The sequence below is a fragment of the Desulfocicer niacini genome (assembly GCF_054657595.1).
The window spans coordinates 83290-106684 of the sequence record NZ_BAAHYK010000020.1; the positions used below are offsets into that span (position 1 = coordinate 83290).

Annotated in this window: 15 protein-coding genes; 12 read left to right on the plus strand and 3 right to left on the minus strand. The window is 49.8% G+C overall.

All coding sequences use genetic code 11. From position 1 onward, the window contains the following. Positions 1–6: 6 nt before the first annotated feature. Together rlmD and ACYQ2M_RS12565 are read left to right on the plus strand one after the other, a co-directional pair. Positions 7–1410 (plus strand): 23S rRNA (uracil(1939)-C(5))-methyltransferase RlmD, encoded by a 1404-nt coding sequence (rlmD, locus tag ACYQ2M_RS12560; protein ID WP_459916693.1) that lies wholly within the window; start codon positions 7–9, stop codon positions 1408–1410. Next, positions 1407–2081 (plus strand): spermine/spermidine synthase domain-containing protein, encoded by a 675-nt coding sequence (locus tag ACYQ2M_RS12565; RefSeq protein WP_459916694.1) that lies wholly within the window; start codon positions 1407–1409, stop codon positions 2079–2081. Before rlmD ends, ACYQ2M_RS12565 begins: the two co-directional genes overlap by 4 nt. Before the next feature lie 55 nt (positions 2082–2136). Here ACYQ2M_RS12565 and ychF read toward each other — a convergent pair whose 3' ends face one another. The 3 genes from ychF to yaaA all read right to left on the minus strand — a co-directional run bounded on the left by ychF (position 2137) and on the right by yaaA (position 5793). Then, on the minus strand, positions 2137–3234 hold the full coding sequence (ychF, locus tag ACYQ2M_RS12570; RefSeq protein ID WP_459916695.1) for a redox-regulated ATPase YchF: 1098 nt from the start codon (positions 3232–3234) through the stop codon (positions 2137–2139). Between the two features lie 134 nt (positions 3235–3368). Continuing rightward, positions 3369–4964 (minus strand): 5'-nucleotidase C-terminal domain-containing protein, encoded by a 1596-nt coding sequence (locus ACYQ2M_RS12575; RefSeq protein ID WP_459916696.1) that lies wholly within the window; start codon positions 4962–4964, stop codon positions 3369–3371. A 52-nt stretch (positions 4965–5016) separates the two neighbouring features. After that, positions 5017–5793: a peroxide stress protein YaaA gene (gene yaaA / locus ACYQ2M_RS12580; protein ID WP_459916697.1), complete on the minus strand. Its 777-nt coding sequence runs from the start codon at positions 5791–5793 to the stop codon at positions 5017–5019. Positions 5794–6101: 308 nt separating this feature from the next. Between yaaA and hrpB the strand changes: the two genes are divergently transcribed. The 10 genes from hrpB (at position 6102) to ACYQ2M_RS12630 (ending at position 22864) form a co-directional block, all read left to right on the plus strand. Then, positions 6102–8870, plus strand: a complete 2769-nt coding sequence (hrpB, locus tag ACYQ2M_RS12585) for an ATP-dependent helicase HrpB (RefSeq protein WP_459916698.1) — start codon at positions 6102–6104, stop codon at positions 8868–8870. 12 nt (positions 8871–8882) lie between these two features. Continuing rightward, entirely contained in the window at positions 8883–10022 is a 1140-nt protein-coding gene (locus ACYQ2M_RS12590) for a sensor histidine kinase (protein ID WP_459916699.1), read from the plus strand. A 159-nt stretch (positions 10023–10181) separates the two neighbouring features. Next, a complete protein-coding gene (locus ACYQ2M_RS12595) occupies positions 10182–11933 on the plus strand; it encodes a sigma-54 interaction domain-containing protein (RefSeq protein ID WP_459916700.1) in 1752 nt (583 codons plus the stop codon). A 344-nt stretch (positions 11934–12277) separates the two neighbouring features. Next, positions 12278–12664: a response regulator transcription factor gene (locus ACYQ2M_RS12600; protein WP_459916701.1), complete on the plus strand. Its 387-nt coding sequence runs from the start codon at positions 12278–12280 to the stop codon at positions 12662–12664. 71 nt (positions 12665–12735) lie between these two features. Beyond that, positions 12736–16215 carry an FAD-dependent oxidoreductase gene (locus ACYQ2M_RS12605; RefSeq protein WP_459916702.1) on the plus strand — a complete coding sequence of 1160 codons (3480 nt, stop codon included), beginning with the start codon at positions 12736–12738 and terminating at the stop codon, positions 16213–16215. A gap of 19 nt (positions 16216–16234) precedes the next feature. After that, positions 16235–16657, plus strand: a complete 423-nt coding sequence (locus ACYQ2M_RS12610) for a hydrogenase iron-sulfur subunit (protein ID WP_459916703.1) — start codon at positions 16235–16237, stop codon at positions 16655–16657. Between the two features lie 12 nt (positions 16658–16669). Next, positions 16670–17800 carry a Coenzyme F420 hydrogenase/dehydrogenase, beta subunit C-terminal domain gene (locus ACYQ2M_RS12615; RefSeq protein WP_459916704.1) on the plus strand — a complete coding sequence of 377 codons (1131 nt, stop codon included), beginning with the start codon at positions 16670–16672 and terminating at the stop codon, positions 17798–17800. A gap of 18 nt (positions 17801–17818) precedes the next feature. After that, entirely contained in the window at positions 17819–21202 is a 3384-nt protein-coding gene (locus tag ACYQ2M_RS12620; protein WP_459916705.1) for a response regulator, read from the plus strand. 17 nt (positions 21203–21219) lie between these two features. Next, the gene (locus ACYQ2M_RS12625) at positions 21220–21777 is read left to right on the plus strand and encodes a 4Fe-4S dicluster domain-containing protein (RefSeq protein WP_459916706.1); all 558 of its coding nucleotides are present in this window, start codon (positions 21220–21222) and stop codon (positions 21775–21777) included. 223 nt (positions 21778–22000) lie between these two features. Continuing rightward, the gene (locus tag ACYQ2M_RS12630) at positions 22001–22864 is read left to right on the plus strand and encodes a CoB--CoM heterodisulfide reductase iron-sulfur subunit B family protein (RefSeq protein ID WP_459916707.1); all 864 of its coding nucleotides are present in this window, start codon (positions 22001–22003) and stop codon (positions 22862–22864) included. Positions 22865–23395: the final 531 nt, after the last annotated feature.

The following is a 23395-nucleotide window of genomic DNA, read 5'->3' on the forward strand; positions in this document are numbered from 1 at the left end:
AGGAACATGAGCATAAAAAAGAGAAAAACAGCCGAACTTGATATCATTGATCTGGCCTTTGGGGGAAAGGGAATTGCCAAACCAGATGGCTTTCCCATTTTTGTGGATAGAACCCTTCCCGGGGACAAAGCCCTGGTGCGAATTACCAAGAAAAAGAAAAAATATGGAGAAGGCAAACTCATCGCGATTATCAAGCCTTCTCCCCTGCGCCAGGATGCGCCTTGCCGGTATGCCGGGTATTGCGGTGGATGTCGATGGCAGGCACTCCCCTACGAAAAGCAATTGGAATATAAAAAAAATCATGTAATCGAATCTTTGGAACACATCGCCATGTTAAAGGATGTTCCGGTGAAGGACGTGGTACCCTCGGACCATATTTTTCAATTTCGAAATAAAATGGAATTTTCATGCACCGATCGGCGCTGGCTTACCCCCGAAGACCTGGAAGACCCGGATATTATAAAAGGGTTTGGGCTGGGACTCCATGTGCCGGGCACCTTTGATCATGTGGTGGACATCCATGAATGTCTGATCCAACCTGATCTGGGAAATCAGATCCTGTCTGACATCAGGGACTACATCAAGGCCTCAGGGCTTCCCGCCTATGGCCTTAAAACCCATCAAGGGTTCTGGCGGTTTGTGATGCTCAGGAGTTCCTCTGCCCATGGCCACTGGATGGTGAACCTGGTGACAAAGGAAGAAAACGACGCCATGCTTCTGCCCCTGGCAGAACAGCTCATGGCAAGTTACCCCGCCATTACCTCGGTGGTGAACAATGTGACGGCCAAAAAAGCTGGTATTTCCACGGGGGACTACGAAAAAGTGCTGTCAGGGGATCGCTGTATCCGGGAAAACCTGGGGGACTTTACCTTTGAGGTGTCGGCAAATTCCTTTTTCCAGACCAACACCAGGGGAGCTGAAAAACTGTATTCCCTTGTGTCCCATTATGCGGCCTTGACCGGCACCGAGCATGTCCTTGATCTTTATTCCGGCACAGGCACCATTCCCATCTGGCTGTCAAAAGATGCGGCCCGGGTCACCGGTATTGAGATTGTGGAAAGTGCTGTGGCCGATGCCGGCAGAAACGCCACCTTAAATGGTATCACCAACTGCACCTTCCATGTGGGAGACATCAAAACCGTTCTGCCGGAAATTGATAAAAAATGTGATGTCATGATCATTGATCCCCCCCGGGTGGGCATGCACAAGGATGTGGTGGACCAGGTGATCAACATAGCCCCTGAAAAAATTGTTTATGTTTCCTGTAATCCGGCCACCCTGGCCAGGGATCTTTTTCTGTTAAAGGAACACTACACTGTTATGGAAGTTCAGCCCGTGGACATGTTTCCCCATACATTTCACATTGAATCGGTGGCATTGCTTGAATTAAAATCCAAAGGGGCCTCATGATTCCCTGGAAACAGCTGGATATCGCCACCACCCCGGATGGCAGAAACGAAGTCGTTCTGCTCCAGCGGGATCAGGAGTTCTCCATCCGGGTGGATGGCCAGGAACTGATGAACAGCCGCAGGAGCGCATCGGAAAAGGCCCTGGGAACCCTGGCCTGTCACCCTCTTGCCCAGCGTCCCGGAGCTAAGGTGGTTATCGGAGGCCTTGGCATGGGGTTTACCCTGGCGTCAGTCCTTGCCCATTTGCACCACGATGCCAGAGTAGTCCAAGTGGAACTTTTGCCAGCCATGGTTCACTGGCATGATACGTTTATGGGGCATTTGTGTAATCATGCTTTAAAAGAGGGACGCGTTCAGGTGGAAGTACAAGATATCGTCCATTATCTTAACAACGAAAAACAAACCTTTGATGCCATTATCCTGGATGTGGACAATGGCCCCGAGGGTCTGACCCAGGAAGGCAACAACCAGCTCTACAATGATGCAGGACTTAAAATGTTAAATCGTCGCCTTATCCCCGGCGGGGTGTTGGCGGTGTGGTCAGCAAGTGAGTGTCCCCCCTTCACCCGCAGGCTTAAATCCGCAGGCTTTTCGGTTAAAGTCCATACCGTTTTTGCCCGCCCCAACAAAAAAGGGGGACGACATACCATTTGGATTGCCACAGCCCGGTGATTGAACATGTAAAGGGGTGCATGGACCCATGTGCCCCTTTCTCAAACCTTGACAGCTACGCACTGGTTAAAAACACCGTTACTTCTCCATCCTTGAATACATAGCCTTTTCCTTCGGTTCTCAACAGACCCTTTTCCCTTGCCAATGACCAGGAACCTGCCGCAACCAGGTCCTCATAGGGAACCACCTCTGCACGGATAAAATGCTTTTCAAAATCAGTGTGAATAACAGCGGCGGCCTGGGGGGCTCTGGTACCCTTTTTTATGGTCCAGGCCCTGGTTTCTTTTTCTCCGGTGGTGATAAAAGAAATAAGATCCAGCAGGGAATATGCTTCCCGGGCAAGACGTTCAAAGCCTGAAGACTCCAGCCCCAGATCCCCCAGAAATATGGCGGCCTCTTCTTCATCCATTTCAGAGAGTTCTGACTCTATTTTTGCCGAAACACAAACCAATCCGTCTCCATGTAAATCCGCGTAGGCTTTTAATTTTTGAACATAGGGACACTCCTGGGCTTTACCCACATCTTCTTCACTGACATTGGCAACGTAAATTACCTTTTTGCTTGTTAAAAACTGTGTTTCACGGGCAATCAGCAGTTTTTCCTGGTCGTTAAGGTCTGCAGTTCTGGCAGGTTTTTCGTCTTCAAGCACTGCTTTTATTTTCATAAAACCATTAAGCTTTATCTTTGCCTCTTTATCCTGGCCCTTTGCCTTTTTCTCCTCGGTAGCAATTCTTTTTTCCACCAGTTCCAGATCAGACAAAATCAATTCCAGATTGATAGTCTCTACATCCCCCACGGGATCTATTCCGCCGTGGACATGGGTGATATTATCATCATCAAAACAACGAACCACATGTGCGATGGCTTCCACACCCCGTATATACCCAAGAAACATGTTTCCAAGACCTTCCCCCCTGGAGGCACCTTTAACAAGCCCTGCAATGTCCACAAATTCGATGACTGTGGGAATTACTTTGTTTGATCTGCCCAGATTGGCTAGAACATCAAGACGTTTGTCCGGAACCCGGACAATACCGACATTGGGTTCAATGGTGCAAAAGGGATAATTACTGGCCTCGGCCCCGGCCTTGGTGAGGGCGTTAAACAAGGTGGATTTGCCAACATTGGGCAAACCAACAATTCCAATTTTCATTTAGGGAAAACTCCTGATCTTTTTTATGGAGAAGATGGGGACTTCTGTGGGAATGGATAAAAATCCCCATATCCCAAACCGGGGAAAGGAGATATTTTTCAGACAAAGTTGACTTTCATATCAGATTAGACAGGTCAATGTAAAGATCTTTTAATGCAGTTCTGCGTCTGGAACTCCTGGGTGGTCACGAGTTTTCGCTGTTCAAACAGGTTAATAATAGCCTGATCCATGGTAAACCCCGTATCCACATAGGAAATGTGGCCGGACAGATCCGGATAGCCGTCACCCCCGGTGGCAATGAAGTTGTTCAGTGCAAGTTTATAGAAATCTGTGTCCACCACCGGCTTTCCTTTAACTGCAAGATCAACTAATTTCCCGCCATCAAGTGTGGCGCAGATTCCCTGGATCTGGGGAAAACTGCCATGACCCGCCGGAAATGAAAGTACCTTTTTCATATAAATTTTCAGTTCTCTGCCGGTTAAGGTCACCTGGATAATAGTATTACCGAAGGGATTAATCTTGATAAGATCCCGGAAAGTCACCGGACCTTTTGCCAGACTGTCCCGGATGCCGCCACTGTTTTGAATGGCAATGTCACAATTACTTATGGTGGCCATGGCATGGCTTACCAGATTACCCATGTTGGTTTCCTGTTTGCGAATTACATCCCGATCACCTTCAAAATAGCCGTCCACAGAACCCACCCGGCTGTTAAATCGTTCTTGAACCTTTGACACATAGGGTGCCAGCAGGGCTGTCATTCCGGCATGGGGAGTAATTTTTTCCAACAGTGGTTGTTGTTTGCTCTTATCTGAGGTGCCTGCGACGTAAATGTTTTTTTCCAGATTAACGGGTATCAGTTGATATTTTTTTACAACCACACCATTTTCAGGGGAATATTCCAGGTCCGTGCGCGCAAGATATTTTCCCCATTCACCGGCCTGTACAATAAAGGTGTTGTTGATGCGGCAAGGAGCAGTGAGGGCCTTATGGGTGTGTCCACCGACAATGATATCAATGCCATTGACTCTGCTGGCAAGGCTCACATCCCCGGGGGCCTCCAGGCCATGCTTTCCCTTTTTGTAATATCCCAGATGACTTACAAGTATGATGATGTCACTTTGTGGTTTCAGTGCCTGCAAAAGATTTTCAGCAACGGGAACCGGGTTTTTAAATATTAGTCCTGTCACATTTTCACGACGGGTCATTATGGGAGTATCTGGAGTGGACAGACCAAAGATTGCCACACGTAAATTTCCCACCTGCTTGATTACATATGGTGTAAATGCCGGTTCTTGATTGTTTTCCCAAAAGATATTGGCGGACAGAAATGGAAAGTCTGCCCAAGCCATCTGCTGTTTTAAAACGGTAAATCCTTTGTCAAACTCATGATTACCCACAGCCATGGCCGTATATCCAAGGAGATTCATGGCTTTTATGTCGGGTTCTGCTTTTAAAAAATCCGATTCCGGGGTGCCGGTATTGATGTCGCCACCAGAAAAAATCAACAGATGCCCGCCAATTGATTCCACTTCCCGGCGTATTTTTTCCACCAGTGTCATACGGGCTGCCATGCCGTATTCGCCGTTGCGGTTTGCCATGAAATGACCATGATGATCATTGGTGGACAAGATGGTTAGTTTTTCAGCGCTGATCACCGCTTGTGCTGTGGTCAATAAAATTATCAGAACAATGCTAAGCAGTGAATATACTTTACGAATAATACTCATCTTTGAAAATAATCTCCTGTATGGCTGTTTTGATATCATATGAAGGATGCCATCAAGCCTTACATGTTCTTGAGAATACCCACTCATTGGGGGTGGAAATATCCGGGTTAAAGGCGTATTCACTTTCTGTGAATTCTTTTAAATCAGCTGTCTTAATAATGCGGTTCTGGAGTATGAAATTCACCATTAATCCCCGGGCGTACTTGGCATGGACGCCCACAACTTTGAAGGTATCCCCTTTTTTTTCTTTAAAAGAGAGATTTAAAATCGGCATTTTTAATACCGGGAGGTGCACCGCCTTGAAATATTCCTGGGAGGCCAGGTTCACCAGCACAGAGTCCCCCGTTGAGGCCTCCACATCCTGATTTAGCTGTTTGGTGATGCTCTTTCCCCAGAAATCATAGAGTTTTTTCCCCCAGGGACCAGAAAGATGAATACCCATTTCAAGCCGGTAGGGCTGGATAAGATCCAGGGGACGAAGTAGTCCGTATAATCCCGAAAGAATCCGAAGATGATCCTGGGCAAAGTCAATCTGTTCATCTGTGTAGTTTTCCACGTCAATATTCTGGTAGACATCCCCCTTAAATGCCAACAACGCCTGGCGGGCATTGTCCGGGGTGAAGGGGGTGTGAAAATCTTTATATCTCTGGTAATTCAGCGCTGTCAGTTTGGGGCTGATATTCATGAGATAGGCCAGGTTTTCCTGGGACAGGGTTTTCATGTGATCTGCCAGCACACAGGTTTTTGACATCAATACCGGAAGGGTGTGACGGGGGAGGGGTTTGCATTTAAAATCAAGGGTTTTGGATGGTGAAATGATGCTCAGCATGAATTGATCTCCTTTTTTGATGGTAATGTAACGAAAAACCAATAAAAAAACAAGCAGACAAAAAATCTCGTCAATGAGCTCAACAGCCCAGGCCATCACTGTTAAAAATAGCCTGTTTCAGGCAATACCTTCGCCAATTTTTAGAATGCGCTTGTGATCAGGATCACAAGATTCTGTAGGTTTATGATTTGAAAAGCACAGCATAAGACTGACAAGCTGATTAAAAATATAAGTGGCGAAGGCATTAGTCAGGAACAAGACCAAATAGAAATTGGCATACCGCTTAAGAATATGGTACCAGTATATATATGACAAATATCTTTCCCATTGATGAACTCTTACCGGAAATTTGCAGCACCCTTGCCCGGAATAATGCCTTGGTCATCCAGGCGCCCCCGGGTGCCGGTAAAACCACCCAAGTACCTCCGGCGCTCTTAAATGCCCCATGGCTTGGCAAGAAAAAAATTTTGATGCTGGAACCCAGAAGGGTGGCAGCCCGGGCCGCAGCCGGATACATGGCTTCCCGGATGGGGGAAAGAGTGGGGGAACTTGTGGGGTATCAGATCCGTATGGAGCGAAAGATATCAGCAGGTACCCGCATTGAGGTGGTCACCGAAGGAATTTTGACGGCCCGACTCCAATCCGATCCGTCCCTGGAGGACATAGGGGTGGTGATTTTTGATGAGTTCCATGAACGCAACTTAAACAGCGACCTTGGGCTTGCCCTGTCCCATGAGATACAGGAGGTGCTGAGAGATGATTTAAAGCTGGTGGTAATGTCAGCCACCCTGGACCCGGAACCGGTGGCGGCCCTTCTGAACAATGCCCCTATTCTTATTTCCAAGGGAAAATCCTGGCCGGTAACCACCCATTATGTGGACCCGGGCACCTTTGGCAGGCCAGGGGGCAAAGGTGGATACCTTCCTGGACATATCCAGGAGACAAGGGCTCTGGAAGCCGCCTGTGTGTGGGCCATCAAAGACGCCCTTACCCGGGAGCAGGGGGATATCCTGGTTTTCATTCCGGGAATGCGTGAAATAAAAAATATGGAAAAACGTATCCGCACGGGCCTTTCAGATATACTTACCCCCTCCATGGAGTTACTGCCGCTTCATGGCAGTCTTCCCCGGCGGGATCAGGACAAAGCCATTTTAAAGCACCCCCGTGGTCATCGAAAAATAGTACTGGCCACGGCCATTGCCGAAACCTCCATCACCATGGAGGGCGTAAATATTGTCATTGACATGGGATTGATGCGCATCTCACGATTTTACCCCGGCCGGGGCATGGATCGTCTTGAAACTGTGACAGCCCCGCTGTCATCCGTGGACCAGCGGCGGGGCAGGGCAGGGCGCACCGGACCCGGCATCTGTTATCGACTGTGGTCCCGGGAAAGCCATGCCCATAGACCCCCGTTTCCGGCACCGGAGATCATCCAGGCAGATCTTGCAGATCTGGTGCTTCAACTTGCCCTGTGGGGTGTGCAGAACCCTTCGGCACTTAAATGGCTGGATCTACCCCCGGGCAGCACCTTTAATCAGGCCAGGGATCTTTTAATCAGCCTGGGAGCTATTGATAAGGCGCTTACCATCACAAGGCATGGTAAAAAACTGGCTCGGCTGGGGATTCATCCCCGCCTTGGGCATATGATCTGCAGGGGAAAGGATGTTGACCATGGCGTTCTGGCCTGCCACATGGCCGCCCTGCTCCAGGATCGAGATATTATAAATTTTACCCGGGGTACCGGTGATGCCGACATTACTCTCCGACTGGAAATACTGTATGCCGGGGTTGATCGAGATGCTTCAAAAAATCAACATGGGCTGTCATATGAACAGAGCCTGGAAAAAAACGGTATGATCATAAATACCAGGGCCGTGGATCAGGTACGCCGCACAGCCCGACAGCTGGCACTCCGGGCAGGTATTGAAAAAGCCAATTTCTATGATGACCGTGTTGACTTTGCCGTGGCAGGCACCCTTCTTTCCTTTGCCTTTCCCGAAAGAATTGCCATGGCCCGCCCCGGTCAAAGGGGTTTTTTTCTCATGGCATCCGGGTCCGGAGCAAGGATAAATCCCCGAGACCCCCTGGCTGGAGAGTCCTTTATTGTTGCCGCACAGTTGGATGGCCAGGGAAACAATGCCATGGTGTTTCTGGGGGCACCCCATGATGGGCTGCTGGTGGAAAATGATTTTCCTGAAAATATTGTCGAACAGGACATCATCAGCTGGGACCCCAATACAAAATCCGTCAAGGCCCGACGACAAAGACGATATGGATCTCTGCTGCTTTCCACATCTGTTTTGAAAAAACCGGATGCTTCCCGTGTGGCCCTGGCCATGATGGAAGGGATAAGGTCAGAGGGGCTTTTTCTTCTTCCCTGGACAAAAACATTGCGAACCTGGCAGGCCCGGGTGTGTTTTCTTGTGAGCACAGGCAATTATCCTGACCTTCCACCGATCAATGACACCTTTCTTATGGATTCCCTGGAGTCCTGGCTTCTGCCCTTTCTGGAGGGAATATCATGCGTTTCCGGCTTCAAACATCTTGATCTGAGCACAATCCTTGAATCACGATTCACCTGGAGCCAGCTACAACGAATTCAGGAGCATGCCCCCACCCACATCACGGTTCCCAGCGGTTCCCGGATTCCACTGGTGTATGGGGAAGCAGTTGCTTTACCCCTTCCTGCCCACCCCCCAATCTGCACCCAGGAAACAGATAAAAATAAAAAACCGGTCAATGGAGATAAAATCAGCGGGGGACGTCATACACAGGCACCGGAAAAACTAAACGCCATGGAAGCTCCGGTACTGCCCGTGAGACTCCAGGAAATGTTTGGATGCACAGAGACCCCCACCATTGCCGGGGGAAGGGTGCCGGTGATTCTTCATCTGCTCTCCCCTGCGGGACGGCCCGTACAGATCACCCGGGATCTGACAAGCTTCTGGGAGAACACCTATGTGGATGTTAAAAAAGATTTAATGGGTCGATATCCCCGGCATTACTGGCCGGATAATCCACTGAACGCCCAGCCCACACGCCGGGCAAAACCCAAAGCCCGAACAGGTAAATAACAGGGAGAAGTAATGACACCGGAAATAAGCTGGAAGATTGTGGTGATTGACGATGAACCCGATATCCTGGAGGTGATCTCCATCGTGCTTCAGGATCAGGGATATCAGGTGGGCACGGCGGTCAATGGCCTTGAGGGACTGGAACTTTGCCGGAACATGCGCCCAGAAATTGTCATCACCGATGTCCGAATGCCGAAAATGGACGGGCTTGCTCTTCTGTCCTCCCTGAAGAAGGAATTTGATGACATTGAGGTCATTGTGATGACCGCCTTTGGAGAACTGGAATATGCCATCAAAGCCCTTCATCTGGATGCCTCTGATTTCATCACCAAACCCATTGATGATGAAACCCTGCATCTGGCCTTGAACCGGGCCAGGGAACGTTACACTTCCAGGAAGAAACTCAAGGAATACACAGCATTTCTGGAGCAGGCAAATATTACCCAGGCAAAACTACTTCACCGGGATAAGATGATTTCCCTTGGCAGACTGTCCGCCGGGGTGGTCCATGAAATAAATAATCCACTGGCCGGTATTTTAAACTATGCGCGACTGATGAATCGCATCCTTAAAAAAGGGCAGCTGGAACCGGAAAACCAGGAAAAATTTTCCCGATATCTGGGGCTCATGGAATCGGAATCCCAGCGGATTTCTCAGATTGTTTCAAGTCTTTTAACCTTTTCCCGAAAGTCGGAACCAAAGACAGGGGCTTTGTCCGTGGCGGATCTCATCCATAAATGTGTACTGCTCAGTCAGCATCGCATGCGTCTTTGCAACATTGAACTGCACCAGAATATTGCCTCGGATATCCCCACCATACAGGGGGACTCCAACCAACTCCAGCAATGCATGATCAACTTGATATTCAATGCCATGGATGCCATGGACAAGGGGGGAAGGATGGACATTAACGCCGGATATGATGCCCCTGAAAAAATGGTTTTCATCCAGGTGAAAGACACCGGCCATGGCATTACACCGGAGAATCGCCAGCACATATTTGAACCGTTTTTCACCACCAAGGATGAGGGCTATGGCGTGGGGTTGGGATTGTCCATTGTCTTTGGCATCATGGAGGGACATGGCGGAAGGGTGGGGGTGGAATCAATTCCCGGGAAGGGAACCTGCTTCAGCCTTTATCTGCCAGTGTAACCACAGATCGGGCGCGATCGTCACAAGCCTGGCCCCATGGTGGCCCCATGGCCCCGCCAGCCGACACAAGTGGCCCATGTTGCGACAGCATCCAGGCAGGCCAATTATGTGGTGGCAAATCGCAGAACTTATGACTGACGAACAATCAAGGTAATTTTCATGGACATGAAACTCTATCATCAATGGCTTTCCATCCTGGATCATCTCAACATCGGCGTGTTTCTCGTTGATTCCAATCGTCGCATCAGGCAATTCAACACCAGTGGTAAGATTATCGTCGGACTGGAAGACGATGAAATAAAGGGAGGGGACTGTCAGGAGATTTTCTGCGGCATACCCTGTTTTTCCACCTGCCCGTTTCATGAAAAGGAAAGTGCGGATATCCGGGACATGGACATTGAATTTCTGGATGAAGCACAAGACAGGCACCGGGTAACCCGGGTGGGAGCCCCGCTGCTGGACGTTGACGGCAATGTAAAGGGGTGCGTGTCCGTTCTCCAGGATCATGCACCTTACTCCGAACTGGTCAACCGCATCCACTATGAAGAGCAGAGCTTGAAAATTATTCTAGATAGTCTGAACATGGGAATTTTCACCGTGAACCGTAACGGATTAATCACTTTTTTCAATCATACGGCGGAAAAGATATCCGGTTATAACCGCATGAAACTCCTGGGCCGGGAAAGCTGCACCCTTTTCGGTCACCGGGACAAAAAGGGAAAGGGAATGATCCGCCAAGCCATTAAAAAAGGGATTCCCGTAAGCGGGATCAAAGGCACCCTGGTTAATTCCGAAGATGAAAAAATTCCCGTGACGGTGGACTATATTCCGCTTGTCAACAATTTAAATAAGGTCATAGGGGGATTGACGGCCATCCAGGACATGACACTGGTTCACCAGCTGGATCAGGTAAAACGCCACAAATATGATTTTCATCACATGATCGGCAAGGCTCCGGTGATGCAGAAACTGTTTGATATGGTCAAGGTAGTGGCTGGTACGGAATCCACCATTCTCATCCAGGGTCCCACGGGCACGGGAAAGGATCTAATGGCCAAAATAATACACTCCCGAAGCCGCCGGGCGGGAAAACCCTTTATTAAAGTAAACTGTGCAGCCATTCCGGAAAATCTGCTGGAATCTGAGATTTTCGGGTATGTTAAAGGGGCCTTCACCGGGGCGGATCGAGATAAACCTGGCAGATTCAGCCAGGCCCACACCGGAACAATCTTTCTGGATGAAATCGGGGATTTGCCCTTGTCTCTCCAGGCCAAGCTCTTGCGGGTACTGGAGGACAGAGAATTTTATCCCCTGGGTAGCCGGAAAACCCAGAAGGTGGATATCCGCATACTGTCTGCCACCAATCGTCGCCTGGAACACCTGGTGGCGGAAAAAAAATTCAGGGAAGATCTTTTTTATCGTCTCAATGTTCTTCGACTGGATCTGCCTCCCCTGTTCCACCGCCAGGGAGATCTGCCGCTTCTCATCCGTCATATTTTAAGGAAACAATCAGCGGCCATGGAAAAACCGGTGCCCGATATCTGTGAAACTGCCATGCAGTTTCTGCTGAACTACCGTTATCCCGGCAATGTCCGGGAACTGGAAAATATTTTAGAGCATTCCCTTATTATCTGCCAGGATGATATTATTCGCTCGGAGCATCTGCCGGCTTATCTTCTGAGTGAACCCACCACGTCATTACCCCTTCAATCCCCCCCATCCAAGTCTTCACAACCTTCAAAAATTTTACAGAAAACAATTGAACCGGACTTTGCCTCCCAGCGGGATGCGTTGATAAAGACCCTGAATAAATATAACTGGCATAGAGGGCTCACGGCCCAGGCCCTTAACATTGACAGAAGCACACTGTGGCGAAAAATGAAAAAATTTCAGCTTATTTCTTCATCATAGTAAAAGTTATTTTGGTCCTTTTCCCATCTGCCCCATGTTGTGATCAGCCACTGATGTTGCATTGTTGCAAAAATATTGCATATGCCAATTAGTGCAACATAAAAATGCAATAAGAGTTAGAAATAATATCTATATTGAACAAATAGTATTGCCAAAAGTTGCATTGCAAGCCGACAATTTGCACTATACTTTTAAGTTTCCCCGGGCTGTTTTTTCTCGATACTAAGGTTGTAACAAACTAAAAAACATTGAAAAAATAGTATCTTACAAAAAAATCTAAACAATTGCGTAAATAAAAAAAGCCTGAATATAGAATGGTCCCTAAATTGCATTCATAAAATGGCATGGATCACAAACAAAAAAAAATACTTGTTGTGGATCAGGAAGCTGATATCCGGGGCTTTCTTCAGACCGTTCTGACAAACAGACACTTTGATGTAAGTTTAGCCTCGGATGAACAGGATGCGTTGCGCAAATTTCTGGCGCGCAAACCGGATTTGCTGATTATGGATGCACTGGTGTCCCAGCAGGGCATGCAGAAACTGTTGAGCCACGCAAAAAACACACCGGTTCTGTTTATCTGCGCCATTCCTCTAAAAGTCCTTTTTTTCCGACATAAATTACAAATAGGGGCAAATCTTTTCTTTTCCGGATCCCAGATTCCATTTCTTGAAAAACCATTACAGGAAGATGAGCTGATAGAGCAGATTCATCTGCTTATAGAAAAATAGAAAAATACAAGGGACTCAGCAATTTTTGATCTCCCTGTTACCCGAAGATATGCAGTATAAGGGGCATCAATATGAATATCAGAATCGGATTTTATGTGTGTCATTGCGGCATCAATATCGCCGGCATGGTCCGGGTGGAAGAAGTGGCAGCCTATGCCCGGACCATTAAGAATGTCGTCATCTCAAGAGATTACAAGTTCATGTGTTCAGATCCTGGTCAGGAACTCATTGAAAAAGATATCCGGGATTACCAGCTAAACCGGGTGGTGGTGGCGTCCTGCTCCCCCCGGCTCCATGAAAAAACCTTCCAAAGCGTTCTGGCCCGGACAGGGCTTAACCCCTATCAGTTCCAGATGGCATCGGTGAGGGAACAGGTGTCCTGGGTCACCGACGACCGGGACCGGGCTACCCGAAAGGCTAAAACCCTGGCAGCTGCGGCCCTGGCCCGGGTGAATTTCCATCAGAGTCTGGCCCAGCGCAAAGTATCCATCCATCCCGATATAATGGTGGTGGGGGGCGGCATTGCCGGCATGCAGGCAGCCATTGACATTGGTAATTCCGGTCTCACCGCCTGGCTGGTGGAAAAAGATACCACCATTGGCGGCCACATGCTTCAGTTTGACAAGACCTTTCCCACCCTGGACTGTGCCGCCTGCATCGGCACCCCCAAAATGGTGGAGACGGCACAGAATGAACACATTAATCTTTTGTCCAACTCCGTGGTGGAGGAGGTGTCCGGCTACATCGGTAATTACACGGTTACAGTGCGTAAAAAGGCACGTTATGTCAATTCAAAATGTACCGGTTGCGGCGAGTGCGCCACGGTGTGCCCGGTGGAACTGCCCAGTGAATGGGATGTGGGGCTGCAGAAACGAACGGCCATTTACCGGGCCTTTCCCCAGGCGGTGCCCATCACCTTTGCCATTGACAAAAAATCCACGCCCCCCTGCCGCACGGCCTGTCCGGCCGGTACCAATGTCCAGGGATATGTTCAGATGGTCAAGCAGGGGAAATACCAGGAGGCCCTGGACATTATCATGGAACGGCTGCCCCTTCCCGGCGTACTGGGTAGGGTGTGTCCCCATCCCTGTGAGACGGCCTGCAGAAGGGCCTTGATTGACGATGCCATATCCATCAGAAATTTAAAAAGAGTGGCTGCAGACCATGGAGATGTAAACAAACGTCCACTGCCGAAGTTACCTGAAAAAGATGCCCCCATTGCCATTGTAGGTTCTGGCCCTGCAGGGCTCACCGTGGCCTATTATTTGAGACTGAAGGGATATCCAGTGACCCTGTTTGAAGCAATGGATCAGCCCGGAGGCATGTTGCGCACGGGTATTCCCGATTACCGGCTGCCCCCGGAAATTCTGAATCAGGAGATTGATCATATATTATCCACGGGGATTCTCCTTAAAACCGGCCAGGCTCTGGGCCGGGACTTCACCCTAAATTCCCTTAAAGAAGAGGGGTTCAAGGCCATTTTCCTTGGCATCGGTGCTCAGTTGCCCATGGCCATGAATATTGAAAACGAAACGGTTCACGGGGTGGTGGATGCCGTGGCGTTTCTCCAAAGAATCAATTTAAAACAGGAGATGCCGGTTTCAGGGCATGTGGTGGTCATCGGGGGTGGTAATGTGGCCATGGACGCAGCCCGGGTGGCCATCCGTTCCGGTGCCGATGCCGTCACCGTGGTGTATCGGCGCAGTAAAGCGGAAATGCCCGCCGAAGCAGAAGAAATTATCGGTGCAGAAGAAGAGGGGATCTGGTTTGTCCACTTGACAACCCCCGTGGGTATCAGTGAAGAAGCGGGCAGGGTGACGGGCATTAAATGCATAAAAAATAAACTTGGACCTGACGATGGCAGTGGTCGAAGACGCCCTGTACCCATAGCTGATTCAGAATTTACCATCGCCTGTGACATGGTGATTCCGGCCATTGGCCAGCGGGTGGATACCCTGTGGCAGAACAGGGAAACCCCCATGGAGTTAACGGCCCGGGGAACCCTTGTGGTGGACCCGGAAACCATGGAAACAACCATACCGGGTGTATACGCCGCCGGAGACGGGGTGTCAGGGCCCGCAACTGTGGTGGAGGCTGTGGCCGCCGGTCACCGGGTGGTGTGTGCCATTGATAGCCGGTTGAGCGCGTCGGACAATGAGAAAGAAGAGGTGATTAAAGAGAAAATCCATCAGAAAATGGTGAAAGATTTTCCTGGTATTTTTGAGCCGGAACTTGATCCCACCTGGTCAGATCTCCCGATCAATCCCGTCATTACTCCCCGCCGGGAACCTGTCTTGATGCATTCCACATCTCGAACCGCCAACTTTGAAGAGGTGGACCTGGGATTGGATGAAGTCAGTGCCCGCATTGAGGCCCAGCGCTGCATTAACTGCGGAGGCTGCTGCGAATGCATGCAGTGTGTCACCGCCTGCAAGCCCGAGGCTGTGAATCACAATGATCAGGATGAATTGATCGATATTCAGGTGGGCAGCATCATAACAGCCACAGGATTTGATGCCCTGGACCCCACCCCCATGAAGCCCTATGGGTATGGAAAATTTCCCAATGTGTTTACCAACCTGGAGTTTGAACGCTTAAGCAATGCCACCGGTCCCACGGGGGGCCAGATTCTCATCCGGGACAATCAGGGTCAGCTGACCCGTACCCCCAAAAGCGTGGCCATCCTGCACTGCATCGGCAGCCGGGACATCAATTATCATACCTACTGCTCCCGGGTGTGCTGCATGTATGCGCTTAAATATGGTCATCTCATCCATGAAAAAGCAGGCCATGATGCCATTGTTTATAATTACTACATTGACATGCGCTGCTTTGGAAAGGGGTATGAGGAGTTTTACATCAAGTGCCAGGAAGAGGGCACCCGGTTTATCCGGGGCAAGGTGGCTTCCATCTCCCAGGCCCCCCGGACAGATGTCCATTATGACACAGATGAGCGTGTGAATAATGCGGAAACAGATCAAAAACTGCTGGTGATCAGTGAAGATACCCTGCTGGGGGAGGTCATTAAAACCGAGGTGGATATGGTGATCCTGTGCACGGCCATGGAGGCCAGAAAAGATGCCAGGGACATCGGCCGGATACTGGGTATCAACCAGGGCGCAGACGGATTCTTTCTGGAAGAGCATCCCAAGCTGGGTCCCTTGAACACCGCCACCGACGGGGTATTCATTGCCGGGGCCTGCCAGGGCCCAAAGGATATCCCGGACACCGTGGCCCAGGCCTCTGGGGCCGCTGCCAAATCCTTGTTGCTTGCGGCAAGGGGAGAGGTGGAAATTCCTTCCACGGTATCCCACATAGATGAAGACATCTGTGCCGGTTGTAAAACCTGTATCGGGCTTTGTCCTTACACGGCCATCAGCTTTGATGAAAACAAAAACGTTTCTGTTGTCAACGAGGCCCTTTGCAAGGGCTGCGGTTCCTGCTCGGGGTTTTGCCCCAGTGGGGCCGCCCAGGTGCGGCATTTCAATGAAAAACAGCTGTTCAGTGAGCTCAATGGGGTCATGGACGCCATTCATGCCATTGGCATATGATATAGAAAGGAGAAGTTGAATGGAAAACTTTGAACCCACAATCATCGCATTTGTCTGCAACTGGTGCACCTATACGGCGGCCGACCTTGCCGGCACCTCCCGGAAAAAGTATCTGGAAAACATAAGGCTTATCAAGGTGATGTGTACGGGAATGGTGGACCCCAAATATGTACTAAAGGCCTTTCTCCAGGGGGCCGATGCCGTTCTGGTATCCGGGTGCCATCCGGGGGATTGCCACTACATCAACGGCAATTATAAGGCCCGGCGGCGCATGAAGCTGCTCCACCATGTACTGGAAAATTTCGGCGTTGACAAAAAACGGCTCAGGCTCACCTGGATCGGGGCCAGTGACGGCATTGAGTTTGCTGAAACCATTAATACCATGGTCAGGGAAATCAAGGCGGCAGGGCCGCTTCTCACGGACTTGAAACAGGTGATATAGGGAGAGGGGATCATGGAATCCATTTATAAAATAGAAAAATCCACACATCTTGCCGCGGCCCGGACCTTTCTCAAGGCCTTTCTTGAAAATCAAAAAGACAGATCCCTGCTGGTTCCGGTGCGATCGGTTCATACCAATGCCGTCATGCCCACCCTGGTGACAGATGCCGATCTTCTGGAGCAGGCAGATCCTTTTTCACCGGCCTTTCCCCTGAACAGTGCCAGGCTGGTTTCAAGGCTTACCAAAAAAGCGGCAGGGGAGGCCATGGCCGTTTTTCTGCGACCCTGTGAACTGCGAGCCTTTGTGGAGTTGGTGAAAATCAAACAGGCCACCCGGGATAACCTGGTAATCATTTCTTTTGATTGCCCGGGGGCCTTTTCCAACACGACATTCAGGGAAAAAGGAGCTGCCGGAAGGGAAGAATTTACCCAGACCTTTCTGGACAGTCGGCTGGGGGCTGATCCTGCGGATAGCATGGAGAACGACATTGCCACGGCCTGTTCCATTTGCACTGCACCTTTGCCGGAAAACGCAGACATAACCGTGGGCCTTTTTCATGCCGGACACAAGGGGATTACCCTTAAGGGCACCACAGAAAAAGGCGCAGAAATACTGTCAGCCATGGGCCTTAAAGCCGGCACACCGGAGGATAACAGGGACGATATTAAAAAACTCATTGCCTCCCGGAAAAACAGGGAACAGGAGGTATTCACGGAGCTTGCTGCCCGCACCGCCACCCTGCCGGATCTTGGTAATTATCTGTCGGATTGCATCAACTGCTATAACTGCCGGGTGGCCTGCCCGGTGTGTTTCTGTAAAGAGTGTGTGTTCAACACCGATGTCGTGGATTATGAGCCGTTTCAATACCAGGCATGGGCCAGGGCCAGGGGGGGGCTTAAAATGCCGGCGGATACGCTGTTTTTTCATGTTACCCGAATGATTCACATGGGACTTTCCTGCGTGGGCTGCGGGCAGTGCTCCAATGCCTGTCCCAACGATATTCCCCTTGCGGAGCTGTTTAAAATGGTGGGGGAAAAGGCCCAGAAAGGGTTTGCCTACAGTGCCGGAAAAAATGTGGATGAGGCACCACCCCTGTCGGTGTTCATGGAAAATGAATTTAAAAATGTTACAGGGATTTCTTAATAAAAAAAGAGGCAATATATGAATGACAAACAAGGGAACGCACTGGTGGTGGGGGCAGGCATAGCCGGCATACGATCGGCGCTTGATCTGGCCGAAACCGGTCACCATGTCACATTGATAGACGCCTCCACTTACATGGGCGGCATTCTGTCCCGGCTGGATTATCAATTTCCCAGTGACGGGTGTGGCATGTGCCGCATGCTGCCCCTGGTGGAACGGGATCAGTCGGCCCAGTTCTGTTTAAGGCGGGGGCTGTTCCATGAAAATATTGAGGTGATGCTCTCCACCACACTGGAAAGTCTTGAGGGAGATCCCGGGCATTACACTGCCCATTTAAACCGTAAAATACAAATTGTTGATCCCGAAAAATGCAACGGTTGCGGGGCTTGTGCCGACGTTTGTCCTGTGGAAATTCCCGACGGATTCAACCTGAAAAAAGGGCAGCAAAAAGCGGCCCATCTGCCGCTGCCCCATGCCCTGCCAAACACCTACACCATTGACATGGATGCCTGCACCCGATGCGGGGCCTGTGTGCCGGTGTGCCCGGTGGATGCCATCACCCTGCCGGAAGATCCCCGTAAAAATTTTCGTATTCTGGTGGTGGATGACGAACTCATCGTCCGGGATTCCATGAAAGAGTGGTTTGAATTTGAAGGATACGCCGTTGACATGGCTGACAGTGGCGCAACGGCCCTTGGGATGATTTCAGAAAACGACTACAGCCTGATGTTTCTGGACATCAAGATGGGTCAGATGGATGGCACCGAGGTGTTAAAAAGGACAAAAGAGATCCAGCCGGAGCTGAAAGTCATCATGATGACAGCCTATGCAACGGTGGAAACCGCCGTTGAAACCCTCACAAGGGGCGCCCTTGAGTACATTGTAAAACCCTTTGAGCCGGACACAGTGCTTGCAAAGGTGGATGCCCTTTACCAGGAATCAAAACCCCCGGTGACAACCCCCGTCACCCTGGAAACCGGCACGGTTATTTTTACCTGCGGTACGGATTTTTATGAACCTTCCTCAGGGAAAAACACCTATGGCCATGGGGTATATCCCGATGTGGTGACAGCCCAGGAATTTGAACGCATCATCAGCGGCACCGGTCCCACCGGTGGGCAGTTACTTCGTCCCTCCAACGGCAAGCCCCCCGAGAGAATTGCCTGGATTCAATGTGTGGGCTCTCGAACCCTTCAGGAAGGGGCACCCTGGTGTTCTTCCATCTGCTGTATGCACGCCCTGAAAGAGGCATCGCTGGTGCATAAAAAATTTCCCCATAGAATTGAAACCGTTATTTATTACATGGACATGCGCTGCTTTGGCAAAACCTTTGAAGCGTATAAGACAAAGGCCATTGACGATCACCAGATAATTTTAAAACGGGCCCGACCCCATTCCGTTCGCTGGGATAATGGCTTGGGAAAACTGAGAATTTATCTGGCAGATATGTTCACGGACAAGACCGATGAAGTGTTTGACATGGTGGTGCTTTCCGTGGGTATCCAACCGATGAAGGGCATGGCAACCCTTTGTGCCATGGGCAATATTCCATTGAATGACTGGGGATTTCCAGCTCTGTCATTTCCAGGTAAACCGGGGCAGGGCGTATTTGCCGGGGGCACCTTTTCCGGCCCCATGGATATCCATGATACCTTGATTCATGCATCTTCTGCCAGCCTGCGGGCCTTGACCCTGCTTCATAATAGCGAATCACCAAGTGAAAAAACGCCGGAAATAGAGAACGTTTCATACACGGATGTATCCATGGAAACACCGGCAACGGCCCTGGTGCTGTGCCACTGTGCCGCCCATGATAATGCGACGGATGTCCGGGGAATGGCTGCATCTTTTAATACGCTTCCCCATGTTTTTCATTGCATCATTGCCAAAAATCTGTGTACCAGGGAAGGATGGGAAGAACTTGTGTCTAAGGTTACCCAACTGAAGGTAAATCGGGTGGTGGTGGGGGCCTGTCTTCCCCATCTTTTTCTTAAAAAGATCAAGGAACTTTCAATTCAGATGAAACTCCACCCCCATTATTTTGATGTGGTGGATATCTTCCAGACCCCAATTGCAACAGCCCGTTCACGGGTGGGTATGGCTCTGACGAGTATCCGTCATCAAACCCCGGACACCACAGTGCCCGTAAAGGTAGAAAAAACCGCCCTGGTGGTGGGAGCCGGCATTGCAGGCATGACCGCCGCATTGGTTCTGGCGGACAATGATGCCCATGTGGTGGTGGTGGAAAAGGCTATGGAGCCTGGCGGAAACCTCTTGTGGCTCCATAAAGACATTACGGGAAGGGATTTTCCACTGCTTGTAAAAGAAACAATTGAAGCAGTAACGGCCCATCCCAAAATAGAACTGGTAACCGGGGCAATCCTGGCGGACACCTTTGGCCACGCAGGGCATTTTGTCTCCACCATTGAATCGGAAACGCAAGAGGTCAGGATCGTTGAACACGGCGTTACCCTTGTGGCCACCGGGGGACAGGAAGCCGTCAGTTCCGCCATGTGCCATGGTCAGCATCCTTCCATCATGACTTTAAAAGAGCTGGAACAATCCCTTGGAGAAGATCCCTCGGCCATGGCAGGAGTGGACTGCATGGTGATGATCCAGTGCGTGGACTGCAGGGATGAAAATAAACCCTATTGCAGCCGCATCTGCTGCACATCGGCATTGAAACACGCTCTTTTGATGAAACAAGAACATCCTGACATGCACATTTATGTGCTTTACCGGGATATGATGACTCCGGGGTTTACCGAACCTTTTTTCTACCAGGCCCGGGAAGCGGGTATTGTATTTATCCAATATACACTGGATCGAAAACCTGAGATACGTGTGGAATCTGATGGGGTAAAAGTGAGCATTTTTGAACCCATCATCCAAGAATCCATTGAAATTTCGCCCCAGCGACTGGTGCTGGCCACCGGCGTGGTGCCTTCAAAAGCTGCATCTTCTGCAGAAATAGCGGGAGCGGATGTGGATGAGTATGGATTTTTTCAAGCGGCCGACGACAAGTTCAGGCCCGTAGACAGCATTAAAGAAGGGGTTTTTGCCTGCGGCATGGCATTGGGACCCCGCAGCGTGGCGGACAGCATGGCCTCGGCCGAAACGGCGGCCATGCGGGCTTTGCGCATATTGAAGAAAACAAGTCTGAAGGCGGCCACTGTAACTGCAGGTGTCAAGACCACCCTTTGCAGTCTTTGCGAACTTTGCATCGGGGCATGCCCTTATGGGGCAAGGAGCCTTAATAGTGAAATCATGGTGGTGGAGGTGGACCCTGTCATGTGCCAGGGATGCGGAGCCTGCGCCGCCATCTGCCCGGCCAGTGCATCTTTTTTAAACGGGTTTAAAGATCGGCAGATGCTGGATATCATTGATGCGGCCATGAACTGATTTAATTGGAGGAAAATATGATCACCACCATCCACATCAAGGAATTACTCAACACCTGCATGCAGTGCGGTACCTGTACGGCATCCTGCCCCAATGCCTTTGCCATGGATATGCCCCCCCGGAAGCTGTGGCGACTGGTGCTCATGGATCGCACCGAAGATATATTTAACAGCACCACATTTTCGTTGTGTTCTACCTGTTATTACTGCACGTTAAGATGCCCCAGGGGATTACCCCTGACCCGGATCATGTCTCTTTTAAAGGAGCAGGCGTTCAAAGCAAAGACACCAGGATATAAAAAAGGAACTGCCTTTTACGGCAGTTTCATGGAAAGTGTACGCCGCCATGGCCGGGTCCGGGAAACCGAGTTCATGACCCTTTATTTCATGGCCATGAAAAATCCCCTGTTGCCCTTTGAGTTTGCCGGTATCGGATTAAAGCTCATGAGAAAAAACAAGGTGGCCATTCAATTCCCATCAGGGGCAGATGATTCCAACCTGGATAGACTGTTTAAGAAGGTAAAGGAAATCGAGAATCTTGAGGAGGCAGGCAATGCACAGGAAGAATATGAATAGATCGGAATAATATAACGGTCATGTCCTGTCGAACACAACAAATATAGGGTCGTAAGCTCGGAGCTAAATGGTATTATACCGCCGCCCCCCCCGACGGGCAATGGTCCCGGACCGGAACTGTAGACAGCTCAATTGTCCGGTTCCTATTGCCCATCGGGGGGGGGCGGCTCTGCTGAGGTTGCCTTGGAGGCTGCCTTTTCATATAAAGAATAAAGGAACAGCCATGACATATATTTATTATCCGGGATGCTCCCTTGAAGGTTCTGCCGTGGAATACGACGGCGCCACCCGGGCACTGATGGCGGAACTTGAGGTGCAGCTCATTGACATCAAAGACTGGAACTGCTGTGGTGCCACGGCTGCGGAACCCATGAGTCAACTGCTGTCCTTTGTGCTGCCGGCCAGAAATATTGCCCTGGCTGAAAAAATCAAGGAGGCCGGCGATATTCTGGTGCCCTGCAGTGCCTGTTACCTGAATCTGCAGAAGGTCATGAAGGAAAGACTGGTTGACGAAAAGCTCAGCAATCAAATTGATGAGGCCCTGGCCGTGGATGAGTTGACTATTAACGGCAACCGGAATGTGCGCCATCTTTTAGATGTGTTGGCCCATGATATCGGGGCTGCAAGGATTTCAGAGCGGGTGGTAAATCCCCTAAAGGAACTTAAAATTGCACCCTACTATGGATGCCAGTGCCTGAGACCCTATGCCGGATTTGATGATCCCGAAGACCCTGTCACCATGACCCCGCTTATTGAGGCCTGCGGTGCCACAGTGCTTCCTTGGAACTCTGCAGCCAGCTGCTGCGGTGCTTCGGGGATGAACACCAAACGGGAGGTGGCAGGTGAGCTGGTGAAAAATATCCTGTTGGATGCCCGGGGGGCAGATGCCATTGTCACCGTGTGTCCCATGTGCCAGATGAACCTTGAAGGGTTTCAGAAAGCCGTTGCCAGTGGAACCCATGAAGATCTTTCCATTACGGTGATATACCTGCCCCAGCTCATCGGACTTGCCATGGGATTGTCCACAGAAGCCATGATGATGAATAAAAATCTGGCTGTGGCAAATTCCTTTATGGATGCATTGTAGTTGCAATTTATCCATACATTTTGGTATTTTTATACTTATTTTCAATGATGTCAAACATGAAAGCTCCGCCATAACCACTCCCAAGATCCATTTGATGTAAATGCTAAACCCGATTTTAGCAAGGAGTCTCCTGGAAATCTGCGGCTAAAACGGTATTTTCAAGTCAGGGACGTTGGGCATTATCCAAGACAAATGCTTATATTGCGCATATCCGAATCGGTGGTTCATAAACCGTTACGGACAAGCGATAAGGTGTATTTATTTAAAATATCTGGAGGACTTTGGATCATTGACAAATATGCCCTATTAATTAACACCTGTTATTGATGATTGTACTCATGAATAGTTACATATATTTTTTTATGCTTGTCAAAAATATTTATTACTGATATGCATTTGTGTAACTTTGATTTTTTTCTTGATACGCTCGTCATTAGGGGCTCTTAAGCGGTTGTTTGATAAAATATAAATGGTGGCAATTCCCAATTGTCTTATCCCAATATTCAATTTTTAATTTTATTAGTTTGAGGA

Bases quoted from the DNA above. Each gene is read 5' to 3' on its own strand.
- hrpB (WP_459916698.1), top strand. From the start codon at position 6,102: ATGACAAATATCTTTCCCATTGATGAACTCTTACCGGAAATTTGCAGC.
- ACYQ2M_RS12615 (WP_459916704.1), top strand. From the start codon at position 16,670: ATGGAATCCATTTATAAAATAGAAAAATCCACACATCTTGCCGCGGCC.
- ACYQ2M_RS12630 (WP_459916707.1), top strand. From the start codon at position 22,001: ATGACATATATTTATTATCCGGGATGCTCCCTTGAAGGTTCTGCCGTG.
- ACYQ2M_RS12605 (WP_459916702.1), top strand. From the start codon at position 12,736: ATGAATATCAGAATCGGATTTTATGTGTGTCATTGCGGCATCAATATC.
- ychF (WP_459916695.1), bottom strand. From the start codon at position 3,234: ATGAAAATTGGAATTGTTGGTTTGCCCAATGTTGGCAAATCCACCTTG.
- ACYQ2M_RS12620 (WP_459916705.1), top strand. From the start codon at position 17,819: ATGAATGACAAACAAGGGAACGCACTGGTGGTGGGGGCAGGCATAGCC.
- ACYQ2M_RS12590 (WP_459916699.1), top strand. From the start codon at position 8,883: ATGACACCGGAAATAAGCTGGAAGATTGTGGTGATTGACGATGAACCC.
- ACYQ2M_RS12625 (WP_459916706.1), top strand. From the start codon at position 21,220: ATGATCACCACCATCCACATCAAGGAATTACTCAACACCTGCATGCAG.
- ACYQ2M_RS12610 (WP_459916703.1), top strand. From the start codon at position 16,235: ATGGAAAACTTTGAACCCACAATCATCGCATTTGTCTGCAACTGGTGC.
- yaaA (WP_459916697.1), bottom strand. From the start codon at position 5,793: ATGCTGAGCATCATTTCACCATCCAAAACCCTTGATTTTAAATGCAAA.
- ACYQ2M_RS12595 (WP_459916700.1), top strand. From the start codon at position 10,182: ATGGACATGAAACTCTATCATCAATGGCTTTCCATCCTGGATCATCTC.
- ACYQ2M_RS12600 (WP_459916701.1), top strand. From the start codon at position 12,278: ATGGATCACAAACAAAAAAAAATACTTGTTGTGGATCAGGAAGCTGAT.
- ACYQ2M_RS12575 (WP_459916696.1), bottom strand. From the start codon at position 4,964: ATGAGTATTATTCGTAAAGTATATTCACTGCTTAGCATTGTTCTGATA.
- rlmD (WP_459916693.1), top strand. From the start codon at position 7: ATGAGCATAAAAAAGAGAAAAACAGCCGAACTTGATATCATTGATCTG.
- ACYQ2M_RS12565 (WP_459916694.1), top strand. From the start codon at position 1,407: ATGATTCCCTGGAAACAGCTGGATATCGCCACCACCCCGGATGGCAGA.